24 protein-coding genes are annotated in these 25,728 nt (G+C 60.4%); 5 read left to right on the top strand and 19 right to left on the bottom strand.

The genetic code is table 11. The features are described from left to right. A partial coding sequence (locus ACTJK9_RS20535; protein WP_440815893.1) for a LysR family transcriptional regulator occupies positions 1–297 on the bottom strand: 297 nt, incomplete at its 3' end. A gap of 122 nt (positions 298–419) precedes the next feature. On the opposite strand from ACTJK9_RS20535, the gene ACTJK9_RS20530 reads away from it, so the two are divergent. After that, positions 420–1,739: a 2-hydroxycarboxylate transporter family protein gene (locus tag ACTJK9_RS20530; protein WP_440815827.1), complete on the top strand. Its 1,320-nt coding sequence runs from the start codon at positions 420–422 to the stop codon at positions 1,737–1,739. A 326-nt stretch (positions 1,740–2,065) separates the two neighbouring features. Here the strand turns inward: ACTJK9_RS20530 and ACTJK9_RS20525 are convergent, their stop codons facing one another. The 4 genes from ACTJK9_RS20525 to ACTJK9_RS20510 form a co-directional block, all read right to left on the bottom strand. Beyond that, positions 2,066–3,310 (bottom strand): OprD family porin, encoded by a 1,245-nt coding sequence (locus tag ACTJK9_RS20525; RefSeq protein ID WP_440815825.1) that lies wholly within the window; start codon positions 3,308–3,310, stop codon positions 2,066–2,068. Between the two features lie 161 nt (positions 3,311–3,471). Next, positions 3,472–5,004, bottom strand: a complete 1,533-nt coding sequence (locus ACTJK9_RS20520; RefSeq protein WP_440815823.1) for a UxaA family hydrolase — start codon at positions 5,002–5,004, stop codon at positions 3,472–3,474. Positions 5,005–5,068: 64 nt separating this feature from the next. After that, positions 5,069–6,256 carry an L-talarate/galactarate dehydratase gene (locus tag ACTJK9_RS20515; protein ID WP_440815820.1) on the bottom strand — a complete coding sequence of 396 codons (1,188 nt, stop codon included), beginning with the start codon at positions 6,254–6,256 and terminating at the stop codon, positions 5,069–5,071. A 16-nt stretch (positions 6,257–6,272) separates the two neighbouring features. Next, entirely contained in the window at positions 6,273–7,658 is a 1,386-nt protein-coding gene (locus ACTJK9_RS20510; protein WP_440815817.1) for an MFS transporter, read from the bottom strand. 282 nt (positions 7,659–7,940) lie between these two features. On the opposite strand from ACTJK9_RS20510, the gene ACTJK9_RS20505 reads away from it, so the two are divergent. Further along, complete coding sequence (locus tag ACTJK9_RS20505) at positions 7,941–8,969, top strand: LacI family DNA-binding transcriptional regulator (protein WP_440815815.1); 1,029 nt, start codon at positions 7,941–7,943, stop codon at positions 8,967–8,969. 15 nt (positions 8,970–8,984) lie between these two features. Here ACTJK9_RS20505 and ACTJK9_RS20500 read toward each other — a convergent pair whose 3' ends face one another. From ACTJK9_RS20500 to ACTJK9_RS20455, 10 genes are all read right to left on the bottom strand, one after another. Then, positions 8,985–9,887, bottom strand: coding sequence for an alpha/beta hydrolase (locus ACTJK9_RS20500; protein WP_440815812.1), 903 nt, complete (start codon positions 9,885–9,887; stop codon positions 8,985–8,987). A gap of 115 nt (positions 9,888–10,002) precedes the next feature. After that, positions 10,003–11,283, bottom strand: a complete 1,281-nt coding sequence (locus ACTJK9_RS20495; protein ID WP_440815809.1) for an OprD family porin — start codon at positions 11,281–11,283, stop codon at positions 10,003–10,005. A gap of 39 nt (positions 11,284–11,322) precedes the next feature. After that, entirely contained in the window at positions 11,323–12,192 is an 870-nt protein-coding gene (locus ACTJK9_RS20490) for an aldose 1-epimerase (protein WP_440815806.1), read from the bottom strand. Positions 12,193–12,274: 82 nt separating this feature from the next. Beyond that, complete coding sequence (locus ACTJK9_RS20485; RefSeq protein WP_440815803.1) at positions 12,275–13,363, bottom strand: mandelate racemase/muconate lactonizing enzyme family protein; 1,089 nt, start codon at positions 13,361–13,363, stop codon at positions 12,275–12,277. Then, positions 13,360–14,169, bottom strand: coding sequence for an NAD-dependent epimerase/dehydratase family protein (locus ACTJK9_RS20480; protein WP_440815800.1), 810 nt, complete (start codon positions 14,167–14,169; stop codon positions 13,360–13,362). The genes ACTJK9_RS20485 and ACTJK9_RS20480 overlap by 4 nt, the downstream gene beginning before the upstream one ends. A 33-nt stretch (positions 14,170–14,202) precedes the next feature. Further along, the gene (locus tag ACTJK9_RS20475; protein WP_427603525.1) at positions 14,203–15,492 is read right to left on the bottom strand and encodes an MFS transporter; all 1,290 of its coding nucleotides are present in this window, start codon (positions 15,490–15,492) and stop codon (positions 14,203–14,205) included. Between the two features lie 84 nt (positions 15,493–15,576). Next, on the bottom strand, positions 15,577–15,870 hold the full coding sequence (locus ACTJK9_RS20470; protein WP_427603527.1) for a Dabb family protein: 294 nt from the start codon (positions 15,868–15,870) through the stop codon (positions 15,577–15,579). A gap of 13 nt (positions 15,871–15,883) precedes the next feature. Next, on the bottom strand, positions 15,884–17,290 hold the full coding sequence (locus tag ACTJK9_RS20465; protein ID WP_440815795.1) for an aldehyde dehydrogenase (NADP(+)): 1,407 nt from the start codon (positions 17,288–17,290) through the stop codon (positions 15,884–15,886). Between the two features lie 60 nt (positions 17,291–17,350). Continuing rightward, positions 17,351–17,797: a nuclear transport factor 2 family protein gene (locus ACTJK9_RS20460; RefSeq protein WP_440815792.1), complete on the bottom strand. Its 447-nt coding sequence runs from the start codon at positions 17,795–17,797 to the stop codon at positions 17,351–17,353. A gap of 3 nt (positions 17,798–17,800) precedes the next feature. Next, positions 17,801–18,607, bottom strand: a complete 807-nt coding sequence (locus ACTJK9_RS20455) for a ribonuclease activity regulator RraA (protein ID WP_440815789.1) — start codon at positions 18,605–18,607, stop codon at positions 17,801–17,803. Between the two features lie 173 nt (positions 18,608–18,780). On the opposite strand from ACTJK9_RS20455, the gene ACTJK9_RS20450 reads away from it, so the two are divergent. Continuing rightward, positions 18,781–20,346 carry an IclR family transcriptional regulator domain-containing protein gene (locus ACTJK9_RS20450; protein WP_440815786.1) on the top strand — a complete coding sequence of 522 codons (1,566 nt, stop codon included), beginning with the start codon at positions 18,781–18,783 and terminating at the stop codon, positions 20,344–20,346. Positions 20,347–20,592: 246 nt separating this feature from the next. Here the strand turns inward: ACTJK9_RS20450 and ACTJK9_RS20445 are convergent, their stop codons facing one another. Genes ACTJK9_RS20445 through ACTJK9_RS20430 form a run of 4 tightly spaced genes read right to left on the bottom strand, consistent with a single transcriptional unit; the run spans position 20,593 to position 23,753 of the window. Next, on the bottom strand, positions 20,593–21,801 hold the full coding sequence (locus ACTJK9_RS20445) for a pyridoxal phosphate-dependent aminotransferase (protein ID WP_440815783.1): 1,209 nt from the start codon (positions 21,799–21,801) through the stop codon (positions 20,593–20,595). Continuing rightward, the gene (locus ACTJK9_RS20440; protein ID WP_440815781.1) at positions 21,798–22,427 is read right to left on the bottom strand and encodes an RraA family protein; all 630 of its coding nucleotides are present in this window, start codon (positions 22,425–22,427) and stop codon (positions 21,798–21,800) included. Before ACTJK9_RS20440 ends, ACTJK9_RS20445 begins: the two co-directional genes overlap by 4 nt. Next, positions 22,424–23,089: an RraA family protein gene (locus tag ACTJK9_RS20435; protein WP_045154596.1), complete on the bottom strand. Its 666-nt coding sequence runs from the start codon at positions 23,087–23,089 to the stop codon at positions 22,424–22,426. The genes ACTJK9_RS20440 and ACTJK9_RS20435 overlap by 4 nt, the downstream gene beginning before the upstream one ends. 1 nt (position 23,090) lies before the next feature. Then, entirely contained in the window at positions 23,091–23,753 is a 663-nt protein-coding gene (locus ACTJK9_RS20430) for an RraA family protein (protein WP_440815778.1), read from the bottom strand. 107 nt (positions 23,754–23,860) lie between these two features. On the opposite strand from ACTJK9_RS20430, the gene ACTJK9_RS20425 reads away from it, so the two are divergent. Both ACTJK9_RS20425 and ACTJK9_RS20420 read left to right on the top strand, forming a co-directional pair. Further along, positions 23,861–24,760 carry a LysR substrate-binding domain-containing protein gene (locus ACTJK9_RS20425; protein ID WP_440815776.1) on the top strand — a complete coding sequence of 300 codons (900 nt, stop codon included), beginning with the start codon at positions 23,861–23,863 and terminating at the stop codon, positions 24,758–24,760. An 89-nt stretch (positions 24,761–24,849) separates the two neighbouring features. Further along, a complete protein-coding gene (locus tag ACTJK9_RS20420; RefSeq protein ID WP_440815773.1) occupies positions 24,850–25,659 on the top strand; it encodes an alpha/beta fold hydrolase in 810 nt (269 codons plus the stop codon). The last annotated feature ends 69 nt before the right edge of the window (positions 25,660–25,728 follow it).

The raw sequence follows: 25,728 nt of genomic DNA, 5'->3' as shown, positions 1-25,728 counted from the left end.
TCCGCTAGGAGCTTTGCGCACCTGGCTGAGGTCGCTCATGAAATCATCAATGTCATTGAGGATTCTGGTGGCCCATTGCTCCGCCCGCAAGCCACTCTCTGTTAGAGCAATACGCCGGGTTGACCTATGAATGAGTTTCGTTCCTAGCGTTTCCTCTAAGATCTTGATTCGCTTACTTACATAGGCTGGAGACTGCTGAAGCTCAGCCGCGGCCCCCCCAAAGCTAGCTTTGCGGATGACCGTAAGGAAGACTCGGAGGTCCTCCGGGAGGGGAGTTTCTTCATGAATCGTGTTCATAGCCTTCATAAAACTCGTATTTTTCTACTGTTCGGCAAAGGATACCATGTGCCCAGCCTCGGAAAACCGTGAACCGGGCGGATTTTAATTCTCCTCACACAAAAATAATTGAGGACCTGCGCATGACCACCGTTACCCTTGCCTCTGACAAAAGAAGCAGACTCAGCGCGCTCTTGCAATACGAGATTGGCGTCATACCTTTTCCGTATTTTCTCGGGATTACGCTGATTGTCTTCATGTCAGCCCATTTTGGACTGTTACCGAAAACAATGATCGGCGGGTTAGCCGTGATCATGACTCTTGGCATGCTCCTCGGACAGATCGGCCAGCGTCTCCCAATCCTGAGAGATATTGGCGGCGGTGCAATTCTCTGCCTTTTGCTCCCATCCATCCTTGTGTTTCACGGCTTCTTCGGCAGCAACTCCATCGATGCCACGAAGATGCTGATGAAAGATGCGAATTTTCTCTACTTTGTAATTGCGAGCCTAGTAGTTGGCAGCATCTTGGGCATGAACCGCACTGTCCTTGTTCAAGGGATGATTCGCATGTTCGTACCACTGGTTGCAGGTACTGCTGCTGCGATCCTAGCGGGTATCGTAGTGGGTGTTTGTTTCGGGTACAGCGTCCATCACACACTCTTTTACATCATCGTACCCATTATCGGCGGTGGTATCGGTGAAGGTATTTTGCCTCTCTCGCTCGCCTATGCTCATATTCTGGGTGGGACCCCTGAACAATTCGTAGCGCAACTTGTCCCCGCCGCCGTTGTAGGTAATATAGTTGCGATCATCTGCGCAGGCGTGCTTGCACGACTGGCTGTTCGCAAGCCTCATCTGAATGGTGACGGCATGCTGATTCGCGCCAAGGAAGAGAACGATAAATTCAAGGTGGAAGAGGAAGAGGACAAAGAAATCGACTTCCGCTACATGGGGGCCGGTGTTCTCCTGATCTGCTCGTTCTTTGTGCTGGGCGGACTGCTGGAGAAACTGGTGCACATCCCCGGTCCGGTCATGATGATCGTAGTTGCTGTACTGTTCAAATACCTGCGCATACTGCCTGATCGCTTGGAAAAAGGCAGCAAGCGCTTCTACAAACTGGTCTCGACTGTGTTCATCTGGCCAACCATGATTGGCCTTGGAATGCTCTATGTGCCATTGGAGAGCGTGGCAAGTGTGTTCTCGTTTGGCTATGTGATGGTCTGCGTCTCGGTCGTCGTCTCGATGGCGCTGGCTGGTTTCCTGGTGGGTAATATGTTGAAAATGTATCCCATCGAATCAGCCATCGTCACGAGCTGCCACAGTGGATTGGGCGGTACAGGTGATGTTGCAATTCTTTCTGCCTGCAACCGTATGTCTCTGATGCCGTTCGCCCAAATCTCGACCCGTATCGGTGGAGCTGCAACAGTCATCGGCGCCACGATCCTGCTGGGGCTCTGGCACTGACCAGCAGCGCGGGTTCGCTGAACAACCCACTACCTCTTCGCTCCCTTCCAGTTCCCCTTTGCCACGCACTCGGGGGAGAAAGGAAGGGAGCTTTTTTGCTGCTTTGAGTCATGGATGAATCCTTCGCTGGCAGCAAAAGTGCATCCGACGTTTGGTCATGCGCGAATATTGATGTATTTGCTCGCGGAAACATCATCCATCTAACCGGCATTCTTGTTTCTGTCTTCCCCCGGGATTCCGTGAAGAACTAAAAAAAAGGCCAGCAACCTGCGTTGCCAGCCACACCGCCAATAATCGGCGGTTACTCCTCATACATGACTTGGGGATCAGAACAGAGGCAGCGTGTAACTGATGATCATCCTGTTCTCGTCGATGTCGCGTTGGTAGTTCGAGCGCAGCGCGGCGTTGCGCCACAGCACGTTGACGTTCTTCAGAGGGCCTGACTGGATGGTGTATCCCAGATCAGTGTCTCGCTCCCATTCACGCCCCTCGCCAGCGAAGGTAGCCGGACTGGCGTGATCGGCATGGTTGTATCGTGTCGAGAAGGTCAGGCCGGGTACGCCCAAGGCGGCAAAGTCATAGGCATAGCGCAGTTGCCAGATCCGCTCACCCGTCTCCATGAAGTCGGCGGCCATCATGTAGTTGGTGAGGTAGGCGTCGGTGCCGATCAAGTAGGGCATGGCCGTTGAGCCGGAGAGCCCTTGGTAGGCAACGCCAATCGTGTGGCCAGTTTGACTGTAGGTGACCAGCACATTCAGCGTACGGTTATCTACCCGGCCCGCCAGCGCATCACCCTTGTCGTCGCTGATGAAGTACCGCGCATCCAAGGCCAGTTTACCTGGCCCCACTGCCGTGCTTCCGAGCAGGCCGAAGTAGTTCTGACCGTATATGTCGTCCAGCTCTCCGTACTGGTAGCTCAGGCTCATGTTGGAGTTAACCACGTAATCCACCCCACCCATGCGAAAGTCATCGGCCTCGGGCGTGCCGCTGAAGCGCCGGTTCTTATTGACCAGGCTCATGGCTTCGCTGTGCGAGTAGTCACGCCGGGTGGTGCGGTCGATCTGTGCGTACGTGATGGTCAGTGCATCCAATTCCTTCCAGGTCAGCACGCCGCCCTGGAAGGTTTGCGGCAGAATCCTCCCGGTGCTGGAGGCGATGGTCGGGTATTTGAGTAGCTGGGTGCCGATCTTCAGCTCGGTTTTGGAAAGGCGGGCTTTGGCGGTCAGGCCGAACTTGCTGTACTGGTCCGGTGCGCGGCCATCGTCGCCGACCGGCAGCAGGCCGGTGCCGCTGCGGCCGGGTGAGGAGTCGAGCTTGAGGCCAAGCATGCCCAGGGCATCTACACCGAAGCCGAGAGTGCCCGGCGTATAGCCGGAGCGAAAATCGAGGATGAAACCCTGTGCCCATTCCTCGCGCTTGGAGATACCTGAATCCTCCCGAAAATCGCGGTTGAGGTAGAAATTCTGTGCCTTAACGGTGGCTTGGCTGTCCTCGAGGAACCCTTCAGCGTGGGCTGGGAGGGTGAAAAACAGCAGTGAAACGGCAGGCAAAATTTTGTTGTTTTTGTGCATGACTTGTCCGTTCGGCCAGCCTCTCGGCGGGCCGTTTCTTTGTTTGTGGAGCCTTCAACTACTCAGCAGACTGCGCTACAGCACCCGCTGCCCAAGACGTCGGTGGGTTTGGGATTCCATGTAGAGCAGCAGCGAGTCGACGCTGAAATTGAGGGGCGGGCTCAGGCGAGCACGCCAATCTGCCATGGGCAGAACTCATCTTCGCCCAGACCGTTAAGCTCGCTCTTGGTGGGCTCGCCGGAAGCGTGGGCTAGCAGCCGTTCGAAGATTTCCTGCCCCATCTCAGAGATGGTTTTGTCACCATCGATGATCTGACCGCAGTTGATGTCCATGTCGTCGCTCATGCGCTGATACATGGGCGAGTTGCTGGCCAGCTTGAAAGTCGGTGCCGGCACCGAACCGAAGCAAGAGCCGCGGCCGGTGGTGAAGGCGATCATGTTCGCGCCGCCCGCGATTTGGCCCGTGGCCGAGACTGGGTCGTAGCCGGGTGTGTCCATGAACACCAAGCCGTGGGTCTTCACTAGGTGCGCGTACTCGTAGACATCCATCAGCGGGGCATTGCCGCCTTTCTTGGCGCCACCCAGCGACTTCTCGAGTACGTTGGCCAAACCACCGGCGTTGTTGCCGGGGCTGACCCGGCCGTTAATCTGGGTGTCGCGCCCGCGGTTGTATTCCAGCCACCACTCGATGCGCTCGATCAGCTTGCGACCCACTTCAGGTGTCGCGGCGCGTGCCGTCAGGGTGTGTTCAACACCGAAGATCTCGGAGGTTTCCGAAAGGATCGCGGTACCGCCATGGCGCACCAGAATATTCACCGCTGCGCCCAACGCTGGGTTTGCCGAAAGACCGGAGAAACCATCCGAGCCACCGCACTGCATGCCGATCATCAGATGCTCGGCCGACACCGGCTGCCGCCTGGCCGCGTCGGCCTTGAGCAGCATACCTTCGATCAGAGCGATGCCGTGGTCGGTAGCGCTCTTCACCCCGCCGACGTCCTGGATCACCAGTTTTTTCAGCATGTCGCCTTCCACCAGACCTTCCTGCTCGAAGAAGCCATGGATGTTGTTGCGCTCGCAGCCCAGAGCGATCACCACCGCACCAACGGTGTTGGGGTGCTTGATGTAGCCGCCGATGGTGCGGCGCAGCAGGTCCATCGGCTCACCGGTCATTTCCATGCCGCAGCCGATTTCGTGCACATAAGGCACCACGCCGTCGATGTGCGGAAAACCGGCCAGGCGGCGCTCGTCGAAGTGGTTGGCGATTTTGCGCGCCACAGTGGCGCCGCAGTTACCGACCACGAAGACGCCCAGGTAGTTACGGGTGGCCACTCGACCGTCTTCCCGCACAATGCCTTGGAACGTGGCCCGCTGCTCTGGCGGGAGCATGTCGGTGGGCACGTAGTCCAGGCCGTAGCGATAGTCGCGGTCGGTTTCACCGAAGGCGATGTTGTGGCTGTGCATCCAGGTGCCCGGCGGCAAATCCTCCGCGGCATAGCCGATCACCGTGTTGTACTTGAGTACCGGCTCGCCCTTGGCGATCAGTTGAGCGGCTATCTTGTGCCCCAGCGGCACGGGCTGCTGAGTAGTCACGCCCTCACTGGGGATGGCGGTGCCGGCGGGGATTTCAACGCGCGCGACAACGACGTTGTCAGCGGCATCGAGGCGAATGACGGGGCTCACTTCACGGTGAATCATGGTGTTTTCCTATGGGTATGTCATACACGGCGGTGGCGGCAGAGGCACCACCGCAGTGGCTTGCTCAGGGGCGTTTGCCGAACTCGATGCTGTGCTGGGTCCAAGCCAGGGCCTGTTCACTGAGGGAGAAGCCCAGCCCTGGGCGGTTTGGCACCCACATGCGGCCGTCGCGCAGCTCCAGGCGCTCGTTGAACATCGGCTCGAGCCATTCGAAGTGTTCCAGCCACGGCTCTTCGGGGTAGGCAGCGGCCAGGTGCAGGTGGATCTCCATGGCGAAATGTGGCGCGAGCTTCAGGCCCTTGAAGCTGGCTAGGTTCATGATCTGCAGGAACGGCGTGATGCCGCCCACACGTGGCGCATCGGGCTGGACGAAGTCGCAGGCGTTGGCGGTGATCAGCTGGGCATGCTCGTTGAAGCTAGTGAGCATCTCGCCGGTGGCGATGGCGGTGTCCAGCGACGCAGCTAGAGCGGCATGGCCCTCGACATCGGCACTGTCCAGCGGCTCTTCGATCCAGGTCAGGTCGAACTTTTCGAGCTTGCGGCAGAAGCGATGGGCAGTGACGCGGTCCCATTGCTGGTTGGCGTCGACCATCAGCGGGAAGCCCTCGCCCAGTTGTTCACGCACCGCTTGCACACGCTTGAAGTCGATGCTGGTGTCTGGCTGGCCCACCTTGATCTTGATCCCACCGATGCCGTTGCCACGAGAGGTCTGCACGTTTTCCAGCACCTTCTCCAACGGCGTCGACAGGTATCCGCCAGAGGTGTTGTAGCACTGCACCGAGTCCCGGTGGGCGCCAAGTAGTTTGGCCAGCGGCAGGCCGGCGCGCTTGGCTTTCAGGTCCCACAGGGCGATGTCGAACGGGGCGATGGCTTGGGTGGTCAGCCCGCTGCGGCCCATTGAGGCGCCGGCCCACAGCAGCTTGCTGTAGAGCTTGGCGATGTCGTTGGGGTCTTCGCCCAGCAAAGTAGAGGCGATTTCCTGGGCATGGGCGTACATGCCGGGGCCCCCGGCGCGCTTGGAGTAGCCGAAACCGATGCCTTCGTGCCCTTCGCGGGTGCGGATCTCGGCAAAAATGAAGGCGATTTCGGTCAGCGGCTTCTGCCGCCCGGTCAGCACCTTGGCGTCACTGATCGGCGCGCCCAAGGGCAGCACGGTGTACGACAGCTTGATCCAGGCAATACTGTCGGTGGTGGCTGGTCCAGGTTGCAGGGCGGCGATTTTCGGGTCGATGTAGACGTTGCTTTCGATCATGGAGTCGTCCTCTGAATCACTGAGCGTGGGAAGGTTTGCCGGTCAAGTCGGACAGTTGCAGGCGCTGGATGCGGCCGACGATCACCAGGTAGGAGAACGCCGCCAGCAGGCCGTGGGCGCCGACATAGATGAGTGCGCTGTTGAACGAGCCGCTGGAATGCAGCAGGTAGCCGATCACCACCGGAGTGACGATGCCAGCGGTGTTGCCCAGGGCATTGAACACGCCGCCGGTCATGCCGATCATTTCGCGGGGGGCGGTGTCGGCCACGACGCTGAAACCGAGGTTGCCAAAGCCCTTGCCGAAGAACGCCAGGCTCATCACCGCGATCACCAGCCACTGGGCGTCGACATAGTTGCACAGCATCATGGTCGAGCTCAGCAGCACGCCGGTGATGATTGGGGTTTTGCGGGCGATGCTCAGGGATTTGGTGCGGCGCAACAGGTAGTCGGAGAAGAAGCCCGACGACACCGCGCCGATCAGCCCACACAGCGCCGGTATCGACGCCACCAGGCCGGCCTGCAGGATGTCGAAGCCACGCTCCTTGACCAGGTAGATCGGGAACCAGGTGACGTAGAACCAGGTGACGGCACTGACGCAGTACTGGCTGATGAACATGCCTACCAGCATGCGGCTTTTAAACAGCACACCAATGTTGGCCAGAGAGCTGCTGCGCTTGTCTTTCGGCTGCGCCGCTAGCCCTTCGAGGTCGACCAGGGCTTCGCCTTTGTGCAGGTAGTCGAGCTCCTCGGCATTCATCTTGGGATGCTTGACCGGCAGGTAGTAGTTCTTCCACCAGACTGCCGCGACACCGAATCCGGCAAAGCCCATGACGATGAACACGTACTGCCAACCGAAGGCGTAGCAGAGCCAGCCCATGAACGGGGTGAAGAAGGCCAGTGAGATGTACTGGGCGCTGTTGAAAATGGCGCCTGCCATGCCCCGTTCAGTCGATGGAAACCACGCTGCGATAACACGGGTGGAAGCTGGGCCTACAGGCGCCTCGGCCACCCCCAGCAGGAAGCGCAAAGCCAGCAGCAACGGGACGATCAATGCGGTGTAGTGAACCAGCCCCATGCCCACCGTGAACACCGACCAGATGCAGATGGCCAGGGCCATGGTTTTCTTCGAACCGAAGCGGTCGGCCAGCCAGCCGGACGGGATCAGGAAGATCACGTAGGCCCAGCTGAAGATGGAAAACAGGTAGCCCATTTCTACCGAGGTGATACCGAGCTCCTTACCCATGTCGGAGCCGGCCACCGACAGGGCGGCGCGGTCGCCGCTGCTCAGCGCCAGGACCATGGTGATCAGGGCCAGGATCAGGTAGCGGTAGCGGGTGGCCGTGCTGGACGCGGCCACGGCGCCGGGGGCAGGCCCGGCGGCGTAGGTGTCGTGGTTGTGCATCGCGGTTGCCTCATTGTTTTTATTGGCGTCGTGCAGGGCCTTGCACCGGCACCTGCTTCGAATTCTGGCAGCTCGCAGCCCTGCTGGAGAGCTGTTCCGACCAATGACAGCGTTATCAAATGACAGCGCTGTCATTTATCCTAGGCCCTATTATGCGCGGGTTGCAAATCGCTGTTTCAGCTAAATTCCCATGATCTGGGAATGTGGGGGTGGGGCAGGAAAAACCGTGCCGTTCCGGTAGAATCGGCGAACATGGTCAACCCGCCTGGCTTGAGGCTTCACATGCTGGAAACACCCGTTGTCACCACCGGTCTGAAACCGGTCACTGCCACCCTCAATGATGTGGCGAAGATGGCCAAGGTTTCGCCGATCACCGTTTCCCGGGTGATCAATCGACCTGAGCTGGTGTCGGAAAAAACCCAGAAGAAAGTGCGCAACGCCATTCGCAAGACCGGCTACGTCCCCAACTTGCTCGCCGGGGCCCTGGTGTCCCAGCGCAGCCGATTGGTCATCGTGGTCGTGCCGAACATCGCCAACCGGGCATTCGTCGACACCGTTACCGAGCTGGGCAAGCGCCTGGCAGCCGCGCGCTACCAACTGCTGCTGAGCCAGTCGGATCTGGGCGAGAACCATGAATCGGAGCTGATCGATACCATCCTCGCCCGTCGCCCCGACGGAATCGTGCTGACCCGACGACTGCGAAGCGAAGCCGCGCGCGCGAAGCTGATCGCACGGGGTACCCCGGTGGTGGAGACGTGGGAGCTGACATCAGCACCCATCGACACGGTTGTGGGCTTTTCACACGAAGCCGTTGGCCAGGCTATGGCCTCACATGTCGTCGAGCGTGGTTACCGCCGGGTCGGTCTGCTGTGGAGCGACGACGATCGCGCTGCGCGCCGCCGTCAGGCCTGCATCTCCACGCTCGAGCAGGCCGGGGTTGAGATTGTCGCCTGTGAGGTAGAGGCCGCGCCAGTGAACATGGGGCACGGCCGCCAGGCCATGGCCCGTCTGCTTGAGGCGAAGGTGTCGTTGGACGCGGTGATCTGCAGTATCGACTTGCTGGCCCAGGGCGCCATGGCCGAAGCCGTTGCTCAGGGCCTGCGCATCCCTCACGATTTGGCAGTGATGGGCTTCGGTGATTTGGAGTTCGCCGCTCATACCCATCCGAGGTTGAGCACAGTGAACATTGATGGCGGGCGCATCGGCTTGCGCACCGCCGAGCTGTTGCTGCAACGCATGGATGGCACCTTGGCTCGCGGTGAGCAGGTGGAAGACGTCGGCTTCAGCCTGGTCGTGCGGGAAAGCACCTGAGTCCGTGGAGCGCCTTCAGATGCCCGCCCACTGGCGCAGTTGTCCTGCCATGCGGTCCCAAGCCCGCTCGACTTCCGCTACGCCGAATGCGCGTAAGCTGGAATGCACCATTCCTTCTCCTATCCACACCTCGGCCGGTACACCGTGGGCGGTAAGCGCAGCGGCATAGGCGATGCCGTGGTCGCAGAGTGGGTCTATTCGCGCCGTTAGCACCAGCGCAGGTGCCAGCCCAGCAAAATCATCGGTTTCCAGTGGCATCGCGCACGGGTCGTTACGGTCGGCCTCGTTGGGCAAGAAGCCATGCAACGATTGCTTCAGCCCGGCCACGGTCATCATTGGCGCCTCGGCATGCACCTGCATTGACGGCAGGTGTTGGCGAGCGGTGAGCACCGGGTACACCAGTAACTGGCCGAGGGGCTGAGGCTGACCCTTGCGGTGGAGCGCCCGGCACAGCCCTGCCGCCAAGGTGCCGCCGGCGCTGTCACCGGCAACCATCAGTTGGGTACGGCTAAGGCGCGCGTCGACTGATCCGTTGCGCAGCGCCGCCCAGGCTTTCTGGCAATCGTGTAGTGGTGCTGGATAGGGGTGCTCAGGGGCCAGCCGATACTCAACTGCGACGATGGCTAAGTGGATTCGACCCGCAAGGGCATGGGCGAACCAGTCGTGGGTGTCGAGGTCGCCCAAGTCCCAGCCACCGCCATGCAAGTACAGCAGTGTCGGCCAGCCGCCCTCTGGGGGCTCGGAATCTGGCTGGTAGCAGCGCAGGCGCAGGCCCTCAATCTCGATATCAGTGATACGCCAGCCCTTCGGCGCGGGAGGCGTGCAATGGCGGCAGGCCTGCAAGAACGCTGCGCGCCTGGCCTGCAAGGTGCTGTCTATGGGGGTAAAGCGCTTGCTGTCGTTGATGTAGGCCTGCATCGCAGGATCAAGTGATTGGTGCACAGGTGCTTTCTCCGATTGTGTTTAGTAGAGCGCCCCTGCAGGGCTTTACGGTGAATGGCACCGGCAGAGCCGGTGCCCGGTAAAGCAAGGATCAGAACAGCGGCAGGGTGTAGGCGATGATCACGCGGTTCTCATCGCGGCGGCCGGTGGCGTCACCTTGCAACTGGACGTTGCGCCACCGGAACGCGACGTTTTTCAGCGGCCCGCTCTGGATTACGTAGGAGATGTCCAGGTTGCGTTCCCATTCGCTGGCGTCTTCACCGGCCACCTTGAAGTTGTCACCCTTCACGTAGCGAGCAAACGCAGTCAGACCGGGCACGCCAAGGGCGGCGAAGTCGAGGTCGTAACGGGCTTGCCAGGAGCGCTCCTGAGCGCGGTCGAATCGCAACACCTGCACAGCGTTGGGTACTCCCGGCAAGTCGGTGTCGTGGATGAACGGCAAGGCACTGTCACCGGCGTTGTACTGGTAGCCGATGCGGAATGTCTGGGCCTTGAGATTCGCGCTCAGCATGGCCGATGACATACGGCTATCGAGTTGGCCGGCCTTTTCACTTCCGGACTCGCCGGTGTCGAGGTAGTTGAGAGTCCCCGCCAGGTTCCAGTCCCCGGCCTTGATCGTGTGGGTACCGGTGTAGAGGGTCTGCTGATAGACGTCAGCAAGACGACCTGTCCACAGGCCCAGGGACGTCTGCGGTGTCGCGCGCCAGGTACCACCAAGGTAGTCGAAGCGATCGCTGAACACGCTGTAGTAGTTGCCCACCTGAATATCGCGAGCGCCTGCAAACTCGCGCTGGTTGACCCGGCGCATCTGGCCTAGGCCGATGTCGAGGTTGTCGAGTTCGCGAAAATCGAGCATGGCGCCCTCGAAGAACTGAGGCAGCAGTCGACCATCCCCCGAACTGACCAGCGGAATCTTTGGGAATAGCCCGCCGATCTTGAACTCTGACTTCGAGTACTTGAGTTTGACCGCCGCCGTGGCCTCGGAGTAATCGTCCACTGAGCGTGGGTCGGCATTGCGAGGCCCGCCTGCGCGGTTGTAAGCGCCCGGCAGCAGCCCGGAGCCGCTGCGCGAAGGCGACGAGTCGAGCTTCAGGCCCAGGCCTGCGTAGACATCCACGCCCACCCCGATAGTCGTGTCGGTGTAGCCCGATTCGCCTTTGAGGATGAAGCCTTGGGCCCATTCCTCCAGCTTCGACTGGGCCGGCTTGGTCGAGTCGCGCAGGTCGTGGTTGTAGTAGAAGTTGCGGAAGGTCAGGTTGGCCTTGCTGTCTTCCAGAAACGCCGCCTGAGCACAGAGTGGACCGAGCCCGATCAGCAGGGACAAGGGTTTTGCAGCGCGAGCGAAGCACGCTCCAGTGGAGGAGTATTTCATTGTTGTTGTTCTCTTCTTATAGGTCTGTCGGGTGTTGCGTCAGCGGTGTTGCCAGGTGAAATCGAGGGTCGCCTCCATTCGCTGAGAGGGGGCGAGTTCATGGGTGCCGGTTTCGGTCCAGCTGTCGCGCGGCTGGTTGAAGGCGTCAGTCAGGTGCGACACCGGCTCCAGGCACAGATAGGCGCTGTCGGCCGGTGCAAATGCGACGAAATGGGTCAATGGCTGCGAGGCTTGAAGCTCAAGCCGAGCGTTGGGGTACTCAAGTGCCAGCAGGCCATCCCAGCGCGACTGGTAGTGTGCGAGGGCATCGCGGCTATCCGCTTCGATGGACCAATCGTTGGAGTGATCCTGGTACTCGCCAGTGGCGAGGTACTGCGCATCGATCTGCCATTCGCGCCCGACGCGGTAGTGCGCCCTCATGCCGGGGTGGCGCTTGAAGTACGGGTGTAACCCAAGGCCGCCGGGCATTGGCGTGTCACCCAAGTTGGTCAGCACCAAAGCGATGCGCAGGCGGTTGCCTTCGAGAACGAAATGCTGCTCGGCGCGAAACGCCCATGGCCAGTGCTCGCCTTGGTAATCACAGGTGATAACCAGCAGATCCTTTTCGGCCGTCACCACTTGCCAGGGTTGGGTATGGGTCACGCCGTGCAGGGTGTGAGGAATGGCGGCCGGGTGAGCAGGAAGTTGGTGCTCATTGCCAGCGAACTGCAGGCGCGCATTGCGGATGCGGTTGGAGTACGGCATCAGTGGGTAGGCGCCTGCGCGTGGCCAGTCCAGCGGGTCGAACTGGTTGGTTGTAATTGGCAGCAGGATGTCGAGCCCATCGGCGGTCAGGTGAGCGATACGCCCACCCCAATCCGGTAAAACGCTCAGCGACCAGGTAGCGTTGCTCAGGACCACAGTGTGCATTGTGACCTCCAATACCCTTTTTCGGGCATGCAGAGCCCCAGCCACCGTGCCAACGCACGGCGGTGGGGGATGTAAAGGGTTGTTAGCGGCGGTAGCGCTCGGCTACTTGCAGGTCAATGTCCAGACCCAGCCCCGGTCCTTCAGGAATCTGCAGCTGTTTACCCTGGCGCAGTTGCTCCACCGGATACAGCCACGCGGCCGGCTCTACGAACAGGTACTCCACCTGCGGTACACGCTTTTGCACGGCAGCCATGTGCAATGTGGCGATCAGGCCTGGGCCGAAGTACGGGCAGTGCGGCAGTATCACCGCCTCATGTTGTTCGGCCAGGCGATCAATGCGCAGGCACTCGGAAATGCCGCCAACCTTGGTCACGCTGGGCTGGATGGAATCCACCGCGCCCGCCCCCAGGGCCTGCTCGAACTGCACCGCAGTACACCAGTTCTCACCGGCGGAGATGTCCACGCCTTGTCCGCGCAGGCCAGCCAGGGCTGCGAAGTCCTCTGGCGGGAAGATTGGCTCTTCCAGCCAGGCCAGCTTCAGGTCTGCCAGGGCTGGCAGCCAGTCTCGGATACCCTCGATCGTCCAGGAGCAGTTGACGTCGGTGGACAATGGAATGCTGTCGCCCACGGCGCGGCGACAGGCACCGATGTCATGCAAGGTGGCCTCGTGCAGCTTGATGTCGCTGAAGCCCAGTTCAAGTGCTTTTTCACAGGTGGCCGGCGCCACCTTGTCGTCGCCGTAGCGTACCAGGCTGGCATAGGCCGGTACCTGTTCGCGGTGAGCCTGACCGAGTAGCCGGTGCAACGGCAGGCGCTGGCGGCGGGCCGCCAGGTCCCACAGGGCGATGTCGATACCGGAGATAGCGAACATCGTCACGCCATAGCGGCCAAACAAGTGCAGACGCTGCTGCAGCTCAAGGTTCAGCGCCGGAATATCGGTGATCTCCCGACCCAGCACCTGGGGGGCTACCAGCCGATCGATCAGGGCTTTGGTGGCATCGGCGACGAAGTAGCCGAAGGCCTCACCCCAGCCCACATTGCCTTGCTCGTCCTCGACCCGCACCAACACGTTCTCCAGTGTGCGCCAAGCTGAAGGCGTGCCGCCCACGCCGCGACCGCCGTCATGGAACGGAATCTCGACGATCTGAGTATCGATCCGGACGATCTTCATGCTTGCTCCAGGACGCTGGCCAGGGCAACACCGGCATAGGCCCCACCGACGTGGTCACGGCCCGAACCAACCGGTGCCATAGCGTCATAGGCGAGGAAGTTGTCAGCTAGGTGCTCGGCTGCATTGTCCTGTGGCCGGTAACCCAAGGCACGGGCACGCTGGTTGTGGAAGAACGCCTGTGGGCATTCGGACACTCCATAGACAATCTCGTGGCGTACCTCAGGGTGTTCCAGGCCGATCAGCACCAGTTGCGCCAGGTCGCGGGCACTGGTCCACAGGCGCAGGCGGCGAGCGTCGCTGACCTTGGCATCGGCGTTGCCTATACGCACGACGAAGGTGGCCAACTCGCTGCGTTGGGAGAACGTGGCGCAGGCTGCTTCCCCGAATACCTTGCTCAGCGCATAGTAGCTGTCAGGTGCCACAGGGTGGTCATCGAAGTGTTCGGCGGCTTGGCTGTGGTACTGACCCAGCACATGGTGGCTGCTGGCGAACACGAAGCGCCTGGCACCGGCGCGCTGAGCGGCTTCGAGCAGGTACAGGGTTGCGTGGTAGTTCGGCTCGACCGTGGACTGGAACTGGATATCGGTGCCGTGGGCACACGCCAGGTGCAGCACCGCGTTAACACCCTCGCAAGCCTGACGGACAAAGGCTGGGTCGGTCAGGTCGCCCACCAACTCGGTTTCATTGGTGGCCAAGTCGCTGACCGGCCGGCGGTCCAGCAGTCGGAGGCTGAAGCGCTCGCGCAGGTAGGGGCGCAACGCGGTTCCGACGATACCGGCAGCGCCGGTGACAAGAAGAGTAGGCATGGTGTATTCCCGGAAAACGTAGGAGCGTTTGATTCAGGCTGTTGCGATAGCGCTGGGCTGCTTGGCCGGTCTCTGGCCAACGAACACAGCCACGATCAGTGCACCAACCACCCCCAGTCCTGCTGCAAGGCCGAAGCCGCTGCTGTAGGTCCCGGTCGACTCGATGATGAAGCCGGTCACGGTTGGTGCGACGATGCCCGACAGGTTGGCCAGACCGTGCATGAAGCCACCGGCGGTACCGACCTGATGGTCCGGCACGGCATCCTGGATCAGCGACCAGTAGGCCGGCGCGGTGAGCATTAGGAAGCCAATGGCCACGGTCATGACTGCAACGGTGCTGGTCACGCTCTCAACCTGGCCGGTCAGGCCGATGCACACGGCCGCCACCAGCAGGCAACTGACCAGTACCACTTTGCGCGAGAACAGCTGCTTGCCAGTGCGCTTGAACACCCAGTCGATCAGCAGCCCGCCGCAAACGAAGCCGACAGTACCTACCAGCCAAGGCAGTGCGGTGACGATGCTCATGGATTTGAGATCAATACCTTTGGCGTCGATCAGGTAGCTGGGGAACCAGGTCATGAAGAAATAGAGGATGTAGTTGTAGCAGAACAGCGAAACGCCGGTGACCAGGACCGAACGCTGCAGAATAATCTGCAGAACCGGCGTGCGGGGTGCGTCTGCGACGGCGGTAACCGGCGCTTCACGGCCCTCGTTGATCAGTTCCAGCTCTTCTGGAGTGACCAGCGGGTGTTCTTTAGGTGTGGAGGCTGCCATGCGGTACCAGGCAATAGCCCAGAGCACACCGACTGCGGCGATCACCACAAAGGCCACACGCCAACCCAGCCAAAGGGCGAGGAAGCCGACGATCGGGCCTGCCAGGGCGCCGCCCAGCGGGCCACCCGCCTGGTTGATGCCAATGGCGCGAGCACGCTCCTTGATCGGGAACCAGCTGTTGACGGTCTTGTTCGCGGTGGTGGAGACCGGTCCTTCGCCGACACCGAAGAGCGCACGCACAATCAGCAGCGACCAGAAGTTAAAGGCCAGGGCGGTGGAACCGCAGAGCACAGACCAGAAGCTCATCGACCAGGTCAGTACCTTCTTGGGGCCGAAGCGGTCGGCCAGGTAGCCGCCGACGAAACAGAACAGCGCATAGCCGAAGAAGAAACTACTGAAGATCATGCCCTTTTCAGCGGGGGTGAGGTGGTATTCCTGCGTAATGAACGGCATGGCGATCGAGAGGGCAGCGCGATCGACATAGTTGATGATCATGGCCAGGAAAAGCATGGTCAGGATCGTCCAGCGGTAGTTCTTTTTCTTGTTCATGTATGACTCCGTCCAGCACCTGTGATGCCGGATCTTTTTTGTTATGACGCCTGGCCCATCAGGGGGCCAGGCTATTGGTACTGCTTAGACGCTGTAATCCACTGCCACCCATTCGAAGTACTGCTTGAGATCGGCGACCAGAGCCTGGTGCGCAGGGTGTGGCAGGTACCGCTGAACCGCGTCGGCATCGTCGAAGCTGGATTCGAGGATGTAGTCCCAGCAGATCGGTCGATCCAGTTCGTTGGCGGCGACGCGCCAGTCGCGGATGAAGTCGATTTCCTGGGTGAGGTCTCGCATCCGGCCTACCAGGTCCGCTTCCCGTTCAGGTTGCGCGTCGACACCGGGCAGGCGGCGAAACATCACGATATGTCGCATCATCGCTATGTTCTCCTCAGCCCAGGACCCAGCTCGGCGCGTCCTGCAACGCGACCGGACGCAGGAAGCGCTCGATCGCGGCGAAGCCAACCGAGGTGGTTTGTGGTGCTGTGGACGCAGGCCACGGGCCACCGTGCTGCTGGGCATGGCATACGGCGACACCAGTCGGTACGCCGGCGAACAGGACGCGCCCGGAAACACGCTGGGCAGCGTTCAGCAGTTGGCGATTTTCTTGGGTGTCGACCTCCAGGCCCCACAGGGTGGTGGTTAGCGTGCCGCCCACGGCGTCGAGCACATCGGCTGCCTGAGCCACGGATTGCGCGGTGACGATCAGTGCCGCCGGGCCGAACATTTCCTCGCGCAGGTGGGCGTTGGCGATGAACGACGCAGCGTCAGTGGCAAACAGGCGTGGTGCCGGACCGGCGCCATCGGCATGGGGCGCGAAGACCGCAGAGGCATTGGCAGCCACGGTGGTAGCGGCCGCTTCGAAGCCCTGCTGCATACCTGGAGTCAGCATACGGTGGGTGGCAATCGGCGCAATGGCTTCGGCCAGTTCGCCGATGAAGCGTTGGCTGTGAGGCGAGTCCAGCAGCACGATTACCCCAGGGCTGGTGCAGAACTGGCCGCAACCCAGGGTGATGGAGCCAGCCAGTACCTTGGCCAGGTTCGCGCTGTCTTTCTCCAGTGCCGATGGCAATGCCACCAGTGGGTTGATCGAACCCAGCTCACCGAAGAACGGTACCGGGCGCTCGCGCTCATTGGCCGCCTGCCACAGGGCTTTGCCGCCCTGATACGAGCCAGTGAATGCCACGGCGGCGATTGATGGGTGTTGTACCAGGTACTTGCCGGCCGAGCGGTTGGGCGCTTCAGCCAGGGTCAACAGACCCTCTGGCAAGCCTTGCGAACGCACTACACCAGCGGCCAGGGTGAATACCGCGCGGGAAAGCTCCGGGTGGCCGGAATGCGGTTTGATCACAACCGGGCAGCCAGCCGCCAGCGCGGAAGCGGTATCACCACCGAGTACCGAGAAGGCGAACGGGAAGTTGCTTGCCGAGAACATCGCCACTGGGCCCAGTGGGCGTTGAGTGCGGGTCAGACGCGGGCGACCAACAGGCGGAGCACCCGCGACGGCTTGATCGTCCACTTGGCGGTACGGCACACCGGCTTCCACTTCGCTGGCGAAGCCGCGCAGCTGGAAGGCAGTACGCGCGACTTCACCGTTCAGGCGCACCTCACCCAAGCCGCTTTCACGGTCGGCGATGGCGACCAATTCCGCCTGTTGGCTTTCCAATGCCTCGGCCAGGCCGCGCAGCAGCTTGGCGCGTTGTTCTGCGCTGGAGTCAGCCCAGAAGTCGGCAGCTGCAGCCGCTTTGGCCACGACTGCATCAAGCGCGTTCAGGGTGGGATCTTGTTGAGTGGTCATGCTTACTCCTCGAAATGCGCTGTGGCCCTGCGCGGGTTGATCCGTACAGGGCCGGCAGCTTCAGCGTGCTTTCGGTTCCAGGTGGTAGCCGCGGCCTTGGTAGTCAAAGTCCACCAGCTCGTTGATCACCACTTCCTTGTCTGCCGGCGAGGCGTAGTAGGCGCGGATCTCTTTGATCAGCCCGGACTTTTCGTCAAACACGTACCATTCGTCCCCGCGCAGGGCGGTGCCAAGCTTGCTCTTCCAGTGGGTCCACTCGATGACCGCTTCGTTGCAGTCATGGCTGACCAGGATCTTCTCGATGGTCCACTGCGAGCCCAGGTTCTCTACGCACCACACCCATTTGCGGGCGATAGTGTCAGCTGTGCGCCACGGCACTTCCGGCAGCCCGGCAGGGAAGTAGTGCACCGCGTCCGGGGTGAAGCACGACACCAGCTTGTCGTAATCGCCCTCGTTGCAGGCGTCGAAGTAGCGGCGGATCAGTTGCGCGTGCTTGTGCTCAGTCATGGCTTAGTCCTTCTTGTCGATGATCGAGGGAATGGCCGGACGGCCAGCGGCGACCCAGGCGTGGTAGTCGGAAACCGATGTCGGACTCGGTGGGTAAACCCCCCACAGTGCTTCGCCGGCGGCGATGCGCATGGCCAGATAGCCTTCAATGTCGTCCTGCACGGTGCACACTTCGGCCAGCTCCTCGGCCAGGTGCGCTGGCACCACGGTCAGGCCATCGGCATCGCCAACGATGATGTCGCCTGGGTACACAGCAACGCCGGCACAACCGACCGGAACCTGCAGGTCGGCCACGTGGTGGTAAGAGATGCGGGTGGTGGCAGTGATTTCGCGAGCGTAGGCCGGCAGGTTCATGGCGGCGATTTCGCTGCCGTCACGAAGGGCGCCGTCGGTAACGATGCCCTTGGCGCCGCGAGCCAGCAGGCGAGTTACCAGGATGTTGCCGGCCGAAGCGGCGGCCGGGTCGTTGCGGCTGTCGATGACCAGCACGTCACCGGGTTTGATCTGCTCAACGCCGACCCACTGCAGGTTGTCGTCGTTAGGCTTGGTGGTCATGGTGGAATAGGTGTCGATGTCTTCACGGGCGGGGATGAAGCGCATGGTGAAGGCGCGTCCAGCAAACGGCTTGACGTCACGGGTCATGCAACGCAGGCCGACCAGTGCGGGCTGACGAAAGCCGCGCTTGAACAGCTGAGTGGTCAGCGAGCCGCTGCTGCAGGTGGCAAGCTTGGCCAGCACTTCATCGCTGACTTCGACCTGTTTGCCGGAGACGCTTTCATGGGCATCGGCGTAATTGTGGATGACTGACATGCTTCAACATCTCCTCATGTTTTTGTTCGATAACAGGTCGATACCAAGTCCCAATATGTGGAATTTCTAACTGCTGGTAGCCCTGATGCGACCGATTCTATTGCAGAAAATTGGGTGAAAAATGGGCAGAATCTCGGTGGTGATAGCCGAGTTCCAATAGGTGGGAAAACACAATGAAAACGGGTGAAGGTACGGCCGCACTGGAAAAAGCGCTGGATGTCCTCCAGGCCATTGGGAGTAGCGTTACAGGCATCAACCAGGCCCAACTGGCCGAGTTGGTGCCTTTGCCTCGCACAACGCTGTACCGCATCCTCGCCACCCTGGTAGAGCGCGGCATGATCCGTCGCGACCCTACCCGCAAGGTTTACAGGCTCGGCTTCAACTACCTGGAAATGGTGCGCAATGCTTACCTCGAGCCAGATCTGGTCGCTGCTGCCAGCGCGGAACTGCGAGCACTGCGTGACCTCACGGGGGAAACGTCGTACCTCGCCGTGCTGGACGGCAATCAGGTGCTCTCGCTAGAGCGGTGTGAAGGTGCCCACACCCAGCGCTCTGCAGCGAGCCTTGGTCAGGGCAAGCCGGTGTACTGTACGGGACAAGGCAAGGCGATTCTGTCCGCGCTGCCGGCGGCTGCACGCGATGAAATTCTCAAAGGCCTAGTCCTGGCCCCGCTGACGCCGCTGACCATTACCGACCGCCGCAGGTTGCTGGCTGAGTTGCAGATCACCCAGGCACGTGGCTATGCCCTCGATGACGAAGAAATCCGTCTCGGTATTCGTTGTGTGGCCGCGCCGATCATCGATAAGCAGGGACACGTCCGCGGGGCACTGAGCGTGGCGGGACCGGCCTATAGGCTGACCTTGGAGCGCCTGACTTTACTGGGCCCTGAGCTCGCCGATGCGGCCCGCCGGGTTGGCGAGCAGCTACGTCCCGATACTGCGCCGCATCATGCCGAGGAGCTCAGCGTGCTTCCGGGACCTTGGGCCTTCCATGGCGCGTTTCCGCGCTGGCATGCCGGCCGGCAAATGCTCTACTGGGCCGACACTTTGGCACCTGCCATCCACTGCTGGGACGGACAGAACAGCCGATTGCTGACCCGTCTGGATCTGCCGGTGCGGGCGATGGAATTGCATCCAGAGGGTCTGCTCGTTGCGCAGACTGGGGGGTGGTCGCTGATCGACTGGGAAGGGAATGAGCACCCACGGCAGGATCTGCTAGGAAGTCGGCTACTGGCCCTGGCGACCCATCCATCCGGCGCGCTGTGGGCGTGTGCCCGAAGTACCCATGGCTGTGTGATCGGGGAACTCAGTGCCGAAGGTGAGCTGCGAAACGGCTGGTCTCTGCCTGAGCCAATCAGTGCTTTCCGTTGGGATGCCAGCGGAGACGCGCTCTATGCTCTGGCACCGGACGCCGGCGATATTCTGCTCTTGCATAGCGGCAGCACGGCGATACGCCGCTTGGCTTCGCTGCCCAGAGGAGGGGGCAGCCTGGGCGGTTTGGCCTTGGACAGCGACGGTGGGGTCTGGACGACCCAGATGGACGGCTGGAGCTTGGCGCGCTTCGATGCCGACGGAAACCTCGATCGAATGATCGGTTTACCGGTACCCGCGCCTACTGACCTGTGCTTCGGGGGGCCGGAAGGCAACACCCTTTACATCACCAGTGCTCGACATGCGCTCAAGCTGGAGGTGCTCAGCAGCGCTCCATCCTCGGGATGCCTGCTGCGATTGCAGACATAGCTCCTGTTGGTTGCAGAACTCAAGGGCCCTTCTAACTTTTTGTTCTTTTGAACGTTTATCGGTGGACCTTACCACCGATTAGTTCTACGTACTTCATTCGCGCTTCCATAAGCTAGGGTGCTGGAATCTAGAGTTACCATGGCGGCGTAGCTGACACTGGCTAATTGCAAGTTCAACTCGATCAGCTGTAGGCGACCATGGCCGAAGTCACTCTTCCCAGACGACGGCCATAGCGAGACGTGTTCTTTACAGTGCGTCCTCGCAGAACTTCTGAATAGCCTGGCACGCCGTTCGTAACGATTCATCATCCAGAGCGTAGGCAATACGCAGGTAGCCTGGAAGTCCAAATGCACTACCTTGCACGACTGCCACGTTGGCCTCTTCAAGCAATGCCAACGCGACAGCCTCGTCGTCAACGAGATCACGGCCGTCCGGCGAGCGCTTGCCGATCAGACCGGTACAATTGGCAAAGGCGTAGAAGGCTCCGCCTGGAACTTCGCAACTGATGCCCGGCGCCTGGTTGAGCAGCTCGACCATGAAATCTCGACGCCGTTGGAACACTTCGCGGCTTTGGGCGATGAAGTCTTTCGGACCGTCCAGCGCAGCGACTGCCGCATGTTGCGAGATGGAACACGCCCCCGAGGTCTGCTGACCCTGCAACTTTTCCATCGCATCGAGCAACCAGCGAGGCCCAGAGGCAAACCCGATCCGCCAGCCTGTCATGGCGTAGGCCTTCGATACGCCGTTCATGGTCAGCGTCCGTTCAGAAAGTCTGGGCTCAACCTGGGCGAGTGTAAGGAAATCACGACCGTCGAAGATCAAATGCTCATAGATGTCGTCCGCCAAAATCAGGACTTGCGGATGATTGAGCAATACCTCAGCCAAGGCTTTCAGTTCGTAGTGATCATACACCGCTCCCGTGGGGTTGGACGGCGAATTCAGAATGAGCCATCGAGTCTTCGGCCCGATTGCTCCGGCCAATGCTTTTGGTGTGAGCTTAAAGCTCGACTCGGCGCCACAGGTAACGATCCGTGACTCGCCCCCGCACAACGCCACCATTTCCGGATAGCTGACCCAGTAAGGAGCAGGGATCACCACCTCGTCGCCTTCGTTGAGGGTCGCGGCCAAGGCGTTAAAGATGACCTGCTTACCTCCACTGCAGACCAGCGTGTCTTGCCAGTTTACATCAAGGCCGTTCTCGCGCCGGTACTTACGGGCGATGGCTTCACGCAGCGCGCGAAGGCCAGCGACTTGGGTGTAGCGGGTGTGGCCATTATTGATCGCACTGATGGCTGCGGCACGGATGTGTTCTGGAGTATCGAAGTCAGGCTCGCCCGCACAGAGAGAGATGATCTTCGCCCCTTCTGCACGACGTGCAGCAACGCGGTCGATGATCTTGTAAGTCGCTGAAGGCTTGGCAGCCTCCAGGCGACGGTTCAGCGTTTCCAAGCTCACGCGTGTTCCTCCGGGAGGGAAAGACCCATCAAGTCCAGGGTGGTGTGACCTTCACGCAACTTTGCAAAAAACTCCGCCTCTTTGTCAGCGCGTTTTTGGCCCTCGCGCAGCGTGCACTCAACTGCATCGGCGGGAATGATGATCACGCCATCCTCGTCCGCAACCACAAGGTCGCCGGCGCTAACGTGCGCCCCGCTAAAGTAGAAAGGTCTGCCAACGGAGGGCGTGGTCGCCTTGACGGTACCTTTGACGGAGATGCCTCGAGCAAAAACCGGAAAGCCATGCGCTTCAAGCGCGGCGATATCGCGTACGCCGCCATTGATTACTAAGCCAACGATGCCAGCGGCTTCGGCCGCCACGGTAAGCACTTCACCCCAATAGCCGGCAACGAAGTCGGCAGTATCACAGACCAAGACGCTACCGCGCGGCGCTTTCGCCACAGCCAGGTGCAGACCCAAGTTGTCACCTGGCGAGCATTGCAGGGGGTATGCTGGTGCCGCGATGAACGCGCCTCTCCAGACAGCGCGAATTTCGCGATCGACCGCGCACGGCAGCCCAGAGGCCTCGTACAGGGTGGAGCTGCCGAGGACTTTTGCGATGTTCTGATAGTCGTGTGGAAGGCTCATGGTTGTTTGCTCTGCAGGGTGTGGTAACCGAGAGTGGCACGGGCTTCTTTGAGGCTCTTGCCAGTGGCGATCTGTTCGCGGATCTTCGCTTCGACGTGTTCGATACGACGTGCCGTTTCAGCGACTTCCTGGGCACGATCACGCGGGACGATGACGACACCATTGGCGTCAGCCACGACGATGTCGCGGGCACAAACTCGGGCTTGGCCAACCGATACCGGCTGGTTGACGGCCACGACTTCCACGCGGTCCTTGCCGGTACGCATGAAGCGGCCCTTGCTGAAAAGCGGGTAGCCTTCGCCCAGTGCCTTGTTCACATCGCGACAGACCCCATCAATGACAGTGCCGGCGATACCGCGGGCCAAGGCGTACTGAGTCATGATGTCGCCCCACACCGTGCAATCGGTACGACCTTCGTTGGCAATGACCACAACGTCGCCTGGTGCTACGTCATCAATGAAGTCGCCGACAGTGCCGGGCGGTGTGCTCGCACTCACATACTGAACGGTGAAGGCCGGGCCGACCACAACCTGGCTGTAGTTGGCCAGTGGTGCGACACCAAATGCTTGGCCTGGAAGGCCTAGCTTGTCCATCGCATCGGACACACCTGGGGTATCCAGGCCTTCGAACAAGGCAACAATGTCTTTATCGGAAAGGCTCATGTCAGTGCTCCACCCTGATGGCTTCGAATTGCGTGTCGTGCATCACTTCCTCGACCGAGCGGCCCGAACGGACGGCATCGACCATGCCGGCCTGGCGGCGATCGATACGCTCGGCCAGCTCAAGCACCTGGTCGATAGCGTGGGCCGGGACAAAAACGGTGCCGCATTCGTCGGCGATCACGTAGTCGCCTTCCTCTACCTCGACGCCCGCCATGCGAACTTTTACTGCTGCGTCGATCTGGATGAGCCGGTTACGGGCGCTGATCATGGTCACGCCGCGACCGAAGACTGGATAGCCGATGTCCGCGCTGCCGCGGATGTCACGGCTGAAACCGTCGATGATCGAGCCACGAATACCTTTGCGCTGGGCGGCGTTTGCCAGGATGTCTCCCCAACTGGAGATACCATCGACGCCGCCCGCGATTACCAGCACGCGGTCATCGGTGGTGATCTGCTCCACTACTGGGGTGATCAGGTGAACGGTGGGTGACACATCCTGCTTGGGCCCCAACTGAACAGTGCTGGCTCGGCCAACAATCTTCGGACAGTCCCATAGCGGCATCAGGCCGTTGGTGGCACCAGGCAGCTGGAGGAAGTCCAGCGCGTCCGACACCGTGTTGGTATCGAGCGCAGCCAGGCGATCAAGCGGGGCTTTCAAGCTCATCGGTTTCAGGCCTCTTTTAGGTGAGGCTTGAGTATCTGCGCCGAGATTTGATACGTATATTACGAAGAAGCTAAGCTTATCATACCCCAAACCTATGGAAGAGCGCTGTGATCAACTTTCGCTTGATACGCCACCTCTGGCTATTCCTGGCAGTTGCCGAGGACCAGAACTTCAGCCGCGCAGCCAAGCGACTGGGCATGTCGCAGCCACCGTTGACCGAGCAGATACAGGCGCTGGAGCAGTCCTTACGGGTTCAACTATTCACTAGATCTCGCCGAGGCGCTCAACTGACCGCTGCGGGAGCCGCCATTCTCCCCGCCGTACGAAAGTTTGCTGATCAGCTGGAACGATTGGAGCTTGCGGTGCATGAGGCCGTGGCCGGCCACGCTGGCGTAGTGACCATTGGGGCAATTACTTCGGCAATGATCGATGTACTGCCCCCGCTGATCGAGCGGTTCAAGCAGGACCATCCACTGATCACGGTATCGGTTCGAGAGATCGATAGCGCGGAGGCTATCCCCGCTCTTGAGGGCGGCGATATCGACATCGCCTTCGCACGCCTTGAGGGCAACCTCGGTCGGCACTTGCAATCTCTACCGTTGTCCGAGGATCGACTGGCAGTAGCGCTCCCTAACGATCACCCTTTGTCCGCGAGTGATTCCATCTCTCTCAAGTCCCTCGCCGATGAAACCTTGGTAATGGCTTCACGCGATGTGAGCCCTGTTTATTTCGACTATCTGGTCGGACAGTGCAAAGCCAGCGGCTTCGCCCCGCGGATCGTGCATCAAGTTCGCTCGGTCTCGTCACAAGTTGCCTTCGTCAGCTGCGGCCAAGGCATTGCCCTTGTTCCCACCTCGATGGGCAAGCTCGCGCCCAAAAACGTACTCATTCGGCCTCTGTTCCCGGAGGTGAAAGTGGTGACTACTGCCATGGCGTGGCACAGCGAGCATAAGCATCCGCTCGTGGATGCCATGATCGATCAAGCGAAGCAAACCTTGTTGTCATAGGCTAGGCATATGACAGGGTTCGTGGCTTCGTATTTTACAAATCATCTGGCGAGCTCAACATTGAGGATGTCTGTCACAGGAGCTCATTCGTGTCCCATCCAGCTCGCTTCACCCACGAAAAAATTCCGCTGAACATCGACGGTGTACAGCTCGAACTGGCGGTGATTCACCGCCGTGGGCCTAAAGCGCCCATCCTGTTCCTTCACGGTTTCGGCTCTACCAAAGAGGACTACGCCGATATCACGCTGCAGCCTGCTTTCGATGGACATCCCTTCATTGCCTACGATGCTCCAGGCTGCGGTGAGACCGAATGCAGCGACCTCTCGCGCATCAATATTCCATTCCTTGTGAAAACCGCACAGGCCGTACTCAAGTATTTTGAGGTCGATACTTTCCACTTGGTAGGCCACTCCATGGGCGGATTGACCAGTCTGATCTTGGCTCATGGGGATCCTTCGCGCGTGCTGAGTTTCGTCGACATCGAAGGTAACATCGCCCCTGAGGACTGCTTCCTCAGCCGTCAAATTCATCATCACCGCCGTGACGATGATGCGCGATTCTTCCGCGACTTTATCGAACGCACTCGATTGGCATCCGACCCTGCGAGCGCGCTGTATGCCGCTAGTTTGGCGCACAAAGTACGTACCGGTGCGGTGCGCGGCATTTTCGAGTCAATGGTGGATTTGTCGGACAATGGTCTGTTGATGGAAAAATTTCTGTCGCTGCCCTTCCCGCGCCAATACATGTATGGGGAAACCAACTCTCACCTTTCCTACCTCAAGGACATTGCGGCAAAAGGTGTGCACTTGGCGTGCATTCCTGATTGCGGTCACTTCCCCATGTATTCGAACCCTGTACTTATGTGGAAGCGGATCAAAGCTCTACAAGACCTCGCCTAGGCAGATCTACAAATTTCCACGCGGTTCTTCCGGCCGCGTGAAGCTCCGCACTACCCAATAAAATAACAA

Origin of the sequence: Pseudomonas sp. 22082, from assembly GCF_052046055.1 — a bacterium.
Taxonomy (GTDB): Bacteria; Pseudomonadota; Gammaproteobacteria; order Pseudomonadales; family Pseudomonadaceae; genus Aquipseudomonas; species Aquipseudomonas pharyngis.
Note: the sequence above shows the minus strand (reverse complement) of the source record. Positions and strands in the feature narration are given on the sequence as shown.